Genomic DNA, 9,756 nt, shown 5'->3' with positions numbered 1-9,756 from the left:
AAGTTGTTATTGACAACTTTGTGCTACAGCCATCTAAATTATATTCTTGACGGTGGCATGGAACTACTTTTGTCAAGAACTTAGGTTAAAGCTCCCGATAATGACGAAATGCCTTAAGCGCCTGAAACCGGAGCATGCCTCCGGGTTTAAGGCTGCCAGCCGGGAAAGCTCCCGGCACTGGCTTTCATAAAGAGAAAGCTCGGCCGCATGCATGGTCTCAAACTTATCCAGCGCTTCGATCTGGTATTCATGCTGCGAAAGAAAAATACTGTATTCCTTCAGGGCGGTATGCACATCGTTAAAGGCCAGACCGCTCATGAGCAGAAAGGCCGCAAAGGGGCAAAATGAGATAACCGGGAATACCCACCATCTGTTAAGCGCCCAAGCCGGTCCGAAGGGCTCCGGAAGAGAAGTAACATAAGCATGCGCTCCCAGAATGCCGGTTAAGACAAGAAAGATCAGAATCAGTATCCCATAGACCTGCAGCTTTCCGGCGCGTCCGGCGTTATTGCTGAGATCCATAGATGCAAAAAGAGCGCGGACCCGGCCGGCGGATCCGATAATGAGCGCGGCAATCAGGGGAGCCAGAATCAGGAGGGGAATCCAGAGCGCCGAGGTAACCCCCAGCGCAATATAAAGCATTTTCAGCCTGCCGAACTCCCGGAGCAGATCCTTGCAAATCCGGGAATCCCGGAGTTTTTTCACCCGGGCGTCAGTAAAATCCCGGTCTGTTCTGTTATTCATCGCGCTCATTTTCAGGAATGCCGGAATCGGCCATCGCTGTTCCTCAGTAACATTGCAGTATTTGACATTTGATCTGATGGCTCGAAGAGGGACGTTACGATACCTTCTTTGAAACCTTCCCTTTCTTATCGAAAAGCTGCTCTTTGCAGCAGATCCTTTATTTTACCCCAATGTTATCACAGAAGGCTGAGCAGCAAGAACAGCATTACAGGCCCCAGCACAAGAAAATACAAAAACAGTAAAATAGGCGCATAACCAACGTCAGGAGCAGTATTGGAGTCTGCCTCATTGGCCCAGGGGGCGCAGGCCTGCCACACCTCCAGCTTCCTCCGGTACTCCTGAAGGATCTCGCGGTTTTCCCGGCAGAAACGGACAAACTCCCGCGCCTTTTCCAGGGCATCCGCCGCCTGAACTGCGGATCCGGAAGCGACGGCAATGCTGCTGAGCTCCTTCTCCGCCTCATAGAGGCTCCCGATGATAACGAGATGTCTTAAGCGCATGAAACCGGAGAAGGCCTCCGGGTTTAAGGATGCCAGCCGGGAAAGCTCCCGGCACTGGCTTTCGTAAAGAGAAAGCTCGGCAGCGTGCCTGGTCTCAAACTTATCCAGCGCCTCAAGCTGGTATTCATCCTGCTCGAGAAAATTACTGAGATCCTTCAGGGAGTTATGCACTGCATAAAAGGCAATACCGCTCATGAACAGAAAGGTCACCACCGGGAGAAATGATAAAACCGGGAACGCCCACCATTTGTTAAGCATCCAGTCAGGCCCGAAGGGCGCCGGAAGAGAAGTAACATAAGCGTACGCCGCCAGAATGCCGGTTAAGACAAGAAAGAGCAGAATCAGTACCCCATAGATCCGCAGCTTTCCGGAGCGTCCGGCGCTGTTGAAAAGATTCAGAGACGCAAAAAGAGCGCGGGCCCGGCCGGCGGATCCGATAATGAGCGCGGCAAGCAGGGGTGTCAGAATCAGGAGCGGAATCCAGAGCACCGAGGTAACCCCCAGCGCAATATAAAGCTTTTGCAGCAAACCGAACTCCCGGAGAAGATCCTTGCAAATCTGGGAATTCCGGAGTTTTTTCACCCGGACGTCAGTAAAATCCCGGTCTGTTCTGTTATTCATCGCGCTTCATAAACCTCTCTCTGGGTTCCCTGTTCCTGGCCGGCCCGGAAACAGCCGATCCGAAATAAAAAACGCCGCACCCTCGAACAAAGGCGCAGCCGTAATCGTAACAAACGGGGCATTAAAAAGGTCTCCGGCATATTAAGAGTTTTTATTGGAGTTCGCAGACTGTACGGTGTCACCGGCCTTCTGATGTCCCTCAAGGGTACGCCCCATGTCAAAATCAGCCATTTAACGGCAAGAAGAAAACGCGCAGAGCCGCTGTCAGGCCAAAGACAGCATTTTCTTCTCCAGCATTTCCTTGTATTCCTCGCGCTCATTTTCAGGAATGCTGATGAGAAGACCCATCGCATATTCCATGGTACATCCCAATTTTTTACATAATGACACAATGTTCCCAAGCTGAGTTGTTTTGATACCTTCTTCAAGGCCTTCAGCTTTACATTTTTTGAAACCTTTCTTAAAACCTTTCTTAAAACCTTTCTTGAAACCTTTCTTAAAACCTTTCTTGAAACCTTCCCTGTAACCTTCCCTGTAACCTTCATCAAACAAGGCTTGTCCCAGATTGCACATTTTGTCCATCCCCTCTTCTGTCCCTGAGAGTACCCTCGATATGCGTCAAAAGCGGCAAGACGAAAGCGCGTATAGCCTCTGTCCCACCGCATGCATAAACAAGAAAACAGCAAATACTTAAACCCGGCACCGCTGTCAGGTCAAAACCAGCCCCTCCTTCTCCAGCAATTTATTGTATTCCTCGTACTCATTTTCAGGAATGCCGAGATTGGCCATCGCCTGCTCCTCAGTAACATTGTAGTTTTTGACATTTGACCTAATAACTCGAAGCATGGTTTTTACGAAACCCTTTTTGAAACCTTTCCTGAAACCTTTCCTGAAACCTTTCCTGTAACCTTCATCAAACAAGGCTTGTCCCAGATTGCACATATTGTCCATCCCCTCTTCTGTCCCTGAGAGTACCCTCGATATGCGCAAAAGCGGCAAGACGAAAGCGCGTATAGCCTCTGTCCCACCGCATGCATAAACAAGAAAACAGCAAATACTTAAACCCGGCGCCGCTGTCAGGTCAAAGCCAGCCCCTCCTTCTCCAGCAATTTATTGTATTTCTCGTACTCATTTTCAGGAATGCCGAGATTGGCCATCGCCTGTTCATTAGTGACACCGTAGTGTTTAACATTAGATACAATGGCTCGAAGCAGGGTTTTTACGATACCTTTTTTCTCGCCTCTTTTCTCGCCTCTTTTCTCGCCTCTTTTCTCGCCTTTTTTCTCGCCTTCCTTAAACAAGGCTTCCCCCATGTTGCACATAGTGTCAATCCCCTCGCTTAAATTTTTTGTCATAGCTACTCCAAATTCATTTTCTAAAATTTTCTTCCGTTCAGCAACTGTTTTTTGACGTGAAAAAAGGGTGCCCAGCATTTTAATAACCGGTTTTTCATCATCCGGAAAATAATTGGGAACATGGATAAAAATAATCTCCGACATATCGTAGTCATTCTTCTCTGTGATTTTCTTCAGCCGCTTTTCACTCTCGTCCACATATATCCGTTTTTTCTTTTTGTATGTCCTTTGGGACACGCCACACGGACCATACTTCAAAGAATAAATGTAATTTTGGGTTTCATTCTTCGGATTCAGACATACCCAGACGGAATAAACCTTGCGCATCTTTTTATAACTGAAGTTCTTCACTAAAAGCTGCTGCTTTACCATCAGCAGGCTATTATAGAAAATAGCCCGTTTTTCCAGAGAATAACCCGGACTGGTATTCTGCTGGATCTCCAAATGCACTATCAAAACTACCTTTTCCGGCTCGTCAGAAGAGGAAGCGGCCTCTTTTCCTGATGCCGCAGCATTCCGAGCCCCCTTCCGCTTCTTCCTGCTCGGGCGTTTAACATTTGCTTCTGGAACCAGAACTTCAAAAAGAAGATCATAGCTTTTCCGCCCCTCAAGCAGGAGCACCTCATCGGTGTTAAGGCCGACAATGGTATCAGTGGCATCGTCGCCGTCCGGCGGAGTTAAGTCAACGCGCACCCCGTCTTTAAGACATTCCCTTTTAATAAAGTCCTTGTCGCAGTTTTTAAATTCCGGAACGACCTCTCTCAGAATGATCGCCAGAATATCCTTGTTGCTGAGCACCTGCTTGGCTGCTGCGTCGCAGCGTATCTGCCCTTTGGTAACATCCATAACCTTGGCGGCATGCGTACTTTCCTGTGTCATGAAAAAACCTCATTCAATGACTGTTGGTGAAAATATTCGGCCAAAGTATAGATTATCAGTATATTTTGTCAATTGTTCCCGTTTCGGTAAGGATGCAGATCACATATTTCCGGGGTTTGAGGGTAAAAACCCGCTAAAAACGGCCATTTTCTAAAAATGACATGTTGAAATACTCCCTTGAAAAATTCTCGGAACGAGTGTTTTGTCTTTGCAAATGGTCAAATTTTCACCAGGATCTTTTCCGAAATTCAGCGGAAAACCTCAGGTGACGAAAAAGCCGGCCATCAGGTGATGATCGCCGGCTAAAAACTGATATCAAATGTCGCTGATCAGGCGGAGACGGTGCCGTACCGGAGCTCCCGCAAATTTCCGAAAGCAGGCATAAAAAAGGGGAATCACCTGATCCCCCGCGCTTTTCTCTTAAAAACCGCCCTGCTAGCAGCCGGTATCCACTATCTGGGCCATTCTCATAAGCTTGTCTCCCTGCATGTAAGGATTGTCATAAACGATATAACAACCCTTGGAGGTGGAATCAATCTTATCATCCTGATATTGATCGGGAAGCTCCATATCGCTCGGTCCTATCAAGAGCTGAGTAATACCGGATTCCCAAAGATGAGATTTATACTGCCAGTCATGCTGTTTTCTGTTTGTGTCTCCGCTGGGCACCGCATCGATGTCCAGGGCTCTCAGAAGACCGGTGGTAATTTCACTGTTAAGAGCTGCGGGATAACCGTAGGAAACAGACACGCCGTTTGTGCTGTTGCACTTAACCGTAGCCGCATCGTTAAGACAAACATAATAAACCGTGCTGCCGGTTAAGGCCGGATAGCGTTCCAGCCCGGCAATGACAGCCTTGCTCCGGGTCATGTTTTCCGCGCTGCGGATGGCAGCCTTGAGACCGTTCAGCTTGGAAATACGGGCATCCCGCTGGAGATCCATGAATTTAGGAGCTGCGGTAGCCGCCAGAATGCCTAAAATGACGATTACCACCACAAGTTCAATAAGGGTAAAACCCCGCGCGCGCAAACTTCTCATGATGACCTCCTGGCCGCTGATATTGCTTTCGGAAATATTACTGTACTTCATCTCATATTGTAGCGGACATCCCCTGACGGCATCCGTGAAGAGCCGCCCATATCGCAGCATTAAAATAATTTTTTTGGATATCCTGTCACAATTTTTAACCGGCAACCCCGGAGCAGATCCCGCCCTGAGACGACCGGGGAAAACAGGAATCATCTTCCTCTTCCCAAATCTTCCGGCTCCTGAAGGCTATTCCGGGAAGTCATGCCGCTCCGGACAGGAAAAAACGCCGCAAGCTGAGCATGGTTCTTCCGGAATGCCATAAAATGAAAAAGGGAGACCCGGCGATCTCCCCTTTCTCACAACGAACTTGTTTTAAGATCTGGCTTAACAGCCGGTGGTAACCACTACAACCTGTCTTACCAGAGAGCCATCATCTTTCAGGTGAGGATGGTCATAGAAGACATAGCAGCCTTCTGCAGGACTTCCGGTGTTGTACTCCGCCGGAATAGGCATATCCGCGGGGCCGATAAGAAGCTGCGCCTTCTTATCGTCCCATTCCCTGATCCGGTAGGCCCAGTCATGCTGCTTCGCATCTGATTCATCTGCCTGTACCGCATCAATATCCAGAGCCTTAAGAATGCCGTTCCCGAACACTGCGGGATAGCCGAAGGAAATGGAAATACCGGTAGAGCTGTTGCACGTTTCCAGAGCGGAGCCGGTTTCGCACACGTAAGTAAGACTGGTCTTGGTGCCTTCCTTTTTCTCCAGTCCGGCGAGAACAGCCTTGCTCACGGTCATGTTTTCCGCGCTGCGTATGGCGCCCTTAATGCCGTTCAGCTTGGAAATGCGGGCATCCTTCTGAAGATCCATAAACTTGGGGGCTGCAGTGGCCGCCAGGATGCCGAGAATGACAATTACCACCACGAGCTCGATAAGGGTAAAGCCCTTGCTAATATGAGAGCGCATAACAGCCTCCTTTTTGGAAATAACGGAATTATCCTGCTGCCGGCCGCTGCCGCTTTCTGCCGACAGAACAGCCTGCTTACCTTTGATCTTACTAAAAACGCCGCTTTTTCTGCGTGATCCCTGTCCCACGGAAAACCAGCGGCTTTGCAATACTTAAGATCGCATCACAGTTTTTGAAAAAACGGCTTGCTCCCCCTCTTATTCTGATTTTCTTATCCTGTTTTTCCGTCTTTCTTCCGTCTGTTCACCGTCTTTTCTCCGGATCTCCCGCCCCGGTGAAGGATTCTGACAGAGCGTCATCTTACAGGCTTAATCCTGCACTTTTTTCTGCCGGATCCCGGATCGCGGACTCCGATAATTATGAATAAGAACAGTCAGTTCCGCTCCGGTTTTGAGCGGCGCTGCCAAAACAGAATTTTTCCTTTTTGACACCAGACGAGGCCTATTATGACTGCACCAATGACTGCTCAGATTCTCACCGCCGCTCCTGCCGTTTCCGCATCCCCGGTTTCTTCCTGCGCTGCTCCCGAATCCGCTGCCGGCGCTCAGAAAGCTGCCGGGCCGGGCCTCAAGTTCAACCTCCACATTATCGAAACCTGCAACTACAGCTGCCGGCACTGCTTCGCCCATTTCGGCTCCCGCCGGGTGCTCCGTTTCGATCACTGGAAGAAAATTGTGGATAACTGCCTCCGTCTGGCTCCGGACGCCTCCTTTAACATTGCCGGCGGGGAGCCCCTGATGCACCCCGACTTTACCGCCATTGCCGCCTATATCCATGATCAGGGCCGCCCGGTGTCCGTGATCTCCAACGGCTACCGCATGACTCAGGACTGGATCAGAAGGCATGCTCCCCTGCTTTCCTGCATCGGGCTTTCCATTGACAGCATGGAGGAGGACACCCTCCGCCGCATCGGCCGCTGCGTAAGAAGCGGGAAGCTCCTTGACGCCGCAAGGCTCCGGGAGGTTCTGGACACGGTGAAAGCCGTAAACAGCCGCTGCGCCATCAAAATCAACACCGTGGTTTCTGCATTGAACAAGCATGAAAACATGGCCCGGGACATCGTCAGCATGCCTGTGTCCCGCTGGAAGATCTTCAAGATGAACCTCTTCCGGAACGGCGCGTTTTCTAACGAGGATATTGTGGTATCCCACCGGGAATACCGGGACTATGCGGAAAGAAACACCGGCATCCGCCTTACGGATCGGGATGCGGATCTCTCCGTGCGGGTCAGGCTCTCCCAGGACTGCGAGGCGGTGCTGGAAAGCGATCTTAACGGGGCCTATCTCATGATCGACGCCCGGGGGTATCTGGTGGATAACACCATGAACGACAATTATGTCGCCGTGGCGGATGCGGCCGGAGAGGATCTCGCGGCAGGACTGGCCCGGCTTAACTTCAATACCGAGCTCTACAGGTCGCGCTACTCCGCCTGAAAGCCCGGCATCGGGAAGCCTGCTGAGCTTCCCGGGCCTTTGCCGCCTCCGGAAGGTCACAGATAGTATTTAAACCCCAGCTCCAGAAAATCGTTGCGATCATAAGAACGGTACATTCCGCCTTCCGCTCCCCCGCCAATCCAGTATCCTCTGATATGCACCTTCAGGCTGTCTGTTACCTCATATTCGCCAAAAACCTCTGCCGAATGCTCGTTCTTATAGCCGTAAAGAGCATTTATCCCGACAGTCAGAGCATCATTGAAATACTTCTGATGCAAGGCAAAGGTAAGGCCGTAATCATCAGCGGATGAGCGATAACGATCATAAAAAAACTGCCCGTTCAGATAAATCCCTCCGTCAAGGTTTCTATCGAAGCCGGCAATCACCTGGGGCAAATCCGCATAGAAGAGATCTCCCCTGTCATCATAAACCGGCGCATGGGCCGTGAAAGAGATTTCCGCCCTGAAGGAGCTGCCACCTGCGGTCATGGCGCCATTAATGCTGACTGTCCTCTGGCGCACCGGCTCCATGAGAACGGAGCGAACTCCGGTCTTCTTCAGCGCCGGAAAATCCGAAAACCCGGAATAGAAGGAAATGCCGGCATCCGCTCCGGTCATGTACTTAATGTATCTGACACTCCATTCCGGCTTTTTGGGATTGGGATGCTCAATGAAGGAAATCAGTCCCCTGCTGTCTGCTTCCCGGAGATCGTGAATGCTGTCCGGCTCCCAGGGACTGTCATGCTGCGGCATTTTCCGATCCTTCCCGAAGGGAAGAAGCACCGCTTCAATATTGCCGATATGAGTTGCCTGTTCTCCTCTTAGCAGCCAGGAAGGCCATTTCTGAACAGTCCGGCCATTGGCCATGGGATCTCTGAAATAAGTGGCATTTAGGACATCAATGGTGCTTCTGCCATCATTTACGCCCCATGAGAGTCTCATTTTGCCGGCGCTGATCTGCAAGCCCGAAATACCGTATTCAGAGCCGCTGAATTTGCCGTAAAGCTCATAAAGAGAAGCTCTCAGACGTTTGTCGTAACGATAAGCCGCTTCATCGTAATCAAGCATGCCTCTGACATAAAGGGAGGCGCCTCCGGTATCCAGGAGCAGGGAGGAATTCAGTCTCAGCAGGGAGGATAAAAAACCGCTCCTCCGGGTAAACTTTCTGAGTTTCATTCCAAATTTTCCAATTATTTATACACAGAAATCAAAATAGCTTAAACGAACGCACTTAACTTGCTATTGCCGATTTGTTTAAAGCCTTTCCGCTCCCTGCAGGGCGTCCCCTCTTTTTTGGATTCTGCACTCGTTCCCTTGCCTTTCTGTCAGTTGCATTGAGACACTCAGGAGGAGGTTCAATACCAAACTCCCTGCAAATCTCAACCTGCTCGCTGGTGAAGGATGTGATGTGATAGGTTCTGTCTATCCCATCCACATACCGTATTGGCATCATGGCATTGTACAGACTGAGCGTGCTGTGATACTTTTTCTTCAAACTCTCGCTTCTGCTCCAGACACTCTTTATGTGCGAAACCATAATCAGGCCCACGAACATGATGAATAACCCGCCGACACGGGCAAGTTCATTGGAGTTTTTGACTGTGTCAAAATGACAAAAGTCCTTCATCGAGTAAAAGTACTTTTCCTGCTCGTCTCTTAAGCGATATGCCTTTAAATGGGCCAGAGCATCGCCTTTAAATTTAAAGGCCAATAAGGAGAAATAACCCGCCCTGGCTCTGACCTTTCGTATGGCATCTTCATCCTGAACAAACGAGGCCGTTTCCCGGAATTGCTTTACCCCATGTTCATCTTTCAGCGCTTTTCCGCTCGCGTCCCTGAGATACTCCTTCTCAACTTTAAGTTTATGGAAACGCATGTTCTTTGCCGCTTGTTTCAGCTGAGACACTGAATGATTTTCAGATTCCAGACCTTTTACAATCTCCGTTTCGCCGGAGATCTTATTCCGGATTCTCAGAAGAGAGTCGGCCCGATCGGCCGGATTCATGTACACATTACAGCAAAAGTCTTTTGCTTTCCGGCTTTGTCCATTTTCATCCAAATATGTGTAATCGCTGACAGAAAACTGTTTATAAAACAGGTTCTCGCCTTTGTCGGTTTTTGTTACCTCAAAATCTTTGGGAAAGCCGTCATTATCATATTCAACGTCAAGAAGCTTCTGAATCACAGGTTTCTGATTCGTCTTTGAGCACATCAGGAACGAAAGATCAG

The 9,756-nt window shown here is 49.7% G+C and carries 10 protein-coding genes; 1 reads left to right on the top strand and 9 read right to left on the bottom strand.

The genetic code is table 11. The features are described from left to right. Positions 1-72: 72 nt before the first annotated feature. The 7 genes from ACJROR_RS06775 to ACJROR_RS06745 form a co-directional block, all read right to left on the bottom strand. Positions 73-744, bottom strand: coding sequence for a hypothetical protein (locus ACJROR_RS06775; protein WP_406546455.1), 672 nt, complete (start codon positions 742-744; stop codon positions 73-75). Positions 745-920: 176 nt separating this feature from the next. Next, positions 921-1,865, bottom strand: coding sequence for a hypothetical protein (locus tag ACJROR_RS06770; RefSeq protein ID WP_406546454.1), 945 nt, complete (start codon positions 1,863-1,865; stop codon positions 921-923). Between the two features lie 264 nt (positions 1,866-2,129). Then, a complete protein-coding gene (locus ACJROR_RS06765) occupies positions 2,130-2,447 on the bottom strand; it encodes a Yae1 family protein (protein WP_406546453.1) in 318 nt (105 codons plus the stop codon). Positions 2,448-2,573: 126 nt separating this feature from the next. After that, entirely contained in the window at positions 2,574-2,816 is a 243-nt protein-coding gene (locus ACJROR_RS06760; RefSeq protein WP_406546452.1) for a hypothetical protein, read from the bottom strand. A gap of 125 nt (positions 2,817-2,941) precedes the next feature. Continuing rightward, positions 2,942-4,099, bottom strand: coding sequence for a hypothetical protein (locus ACJROR_RS06755; protein ID WP_406546451.1), 1,158 nt, complete (start codon positions 4,097-4,099; stop codon positions 2,942-2,944). Between the two features lie 435 nt (positions 4,100-4,534). Then, on the bottom strand, positions 4,535-5,188 hold the full coding sequence (locus ACJROR_RS06750) for a Tfp pilus assembly protein FimT/FimU (RefSeq protein WP_406546450.1): 654 nt from the start codon (positions 5,186-5,188) through the stop codon (positions 4,535-4,537). A 324-nt stretch (positions 5,189-5,512) separates the two neighbouring features. Then, entirely contained in the window at positions 5,513-6,094 is a 582-nt protein-coding gene (locus ACJROR_RS06745) for a type II secretion system protein (RefSeq protein ID WP_406546449.1), read from the bottom strand. Positions 6,095-6,541: 447 nt separating this feature from the next. Here ACJROR_RS06745 and ACJROR_RS06740 point away from each other — a divergent pair, with 447 nt between their 5' ends. Continuing rightward, positions 6,542-7,528, top strand: coding sequence for a viperin family antiviral radical SAM protein (locus tag ACJROR_RS06740; protein WP_406546448.1), 987 nt, complete (start codon positions 6,542-6,544; stop codon positions 7,526-7,528). A 56-nt stretch (positions 7,529-7,584) separates the two neighbouring features. Here ACJROR_RS06740 and ACJROR_RS06735 read toward each other — a convergent pair whose 3' ends face one another. Both ACJROR_RS06735 and ACJROR_RS06730 read right to left on the bottom strand, forming a co-directional pair. Then, the gene (locus ACJROR_RS06735; RefSeq protein WP_406546447.1) at positions 7,585-8,703 is read right to left on the bottom strand and encodes a hypothetical protein; all 1,119 of its coding nucleotides are present in this window, start codon (positions 8,701-8,703) and stop codon (positions 7,585-7,587) included. Between the two features lie 55 nt (positions 8,704-8,758). Continuing rightward, positions 8,759-9,712 carry a hypothetical protein gene (locus ACJROR_RS06730; protein ID WP_406546446.1) on the bottom strand — a complete coding sequence of 318 codons (954 nt, stop codon included), beginning with the start codon at positions 9,710-9,712 and terminating at the stop codon, positions 8,759-8,761. Between the last annotated feature and the right edge of the window lie 44 nt (positions 9,713-9,756).

Origin of the sequence: Succinimonas sp. (assembly GCF_045225735.1) — a bacterium.
In the GTDB taxonomy this organism is placed as follows: Bacteria; Pseudomonadota; Gammaproteobacteria; order Enterobacterales; family Succinivibrionaceae; genus Succinimonas.
The sequence above is the reverse complement of the archived record's forward strand: the minus strand, read 5'-3'. Positions and strand labels throughout refer to the sequence as shown.

Bases quoted from the DNA above. Each gene is read 5' to 3' on its own strand.
- ACJROR_RS06775 (WP_406546455.1), bottom strand. From the start codon at position 744: ATGAATAACAGAACAGACCGGGATTTTACTGACGCCCGGGTGAAAAAA.
- ACJROR_RS06770 (WP_406546454.1), bottom strand. From the start codon at position 1,865: ATGAATAACAGAACAGACCGGGATTTTACTGACGTCCGGGTGAAAAAA.
- ACJROR_RS06765 (WP_406546453.1), bottom strand. From the start codon at position 2,447: ATGGACAAAATGTGCAATCTGGGACAAGCCTTGTTTGATGAAGGTTAC.
- ACJROR_RS06760 (WP_406546452.1), bottom strand. From the start codon at position 2,816: ATGGACAATATGTGCAATCTGGGACAAGCCTTGTTTGATGAAGGTTAC.
- ACJROR_RS06755 (WP_406546451.1), bottom strand. From the start codon at position 4,099: ATGACACAGGAAAGTACGCATGCCGCCAAGGTTATGGATGTTACCAAA.
- ACJROR_RS06750 (WP_406546450.1), bottom strand. From the start codon at position 5,188: ATGAAGTACAGTAATATTTCCGAAAGCAATATCAGCGGCCAGGAGGTC.
- ACJROR_RS06745 (WP_406546449.1), bottom strand. From the start codon at position 6,094: ATGCGCTCTCATATTAGCAAGGGCTTTACCCTTATCGAGCTCGTGGTG.
- ACJROR_RS06740 (WP_406546448.1), top strand. From the start codon at position 6,542: ATGACTGCACCAATGACTGCTCAGATTCTCACCGCCGCTCCTGCCGTT.
- ACJROR_RS06735 (WP_406546447.1), bottom strand. From the start codon at position 8,703: ATGAAACTCAGAAAGTTTACCCGGAGGAGCGGTTTTTTATCCTCCCTG.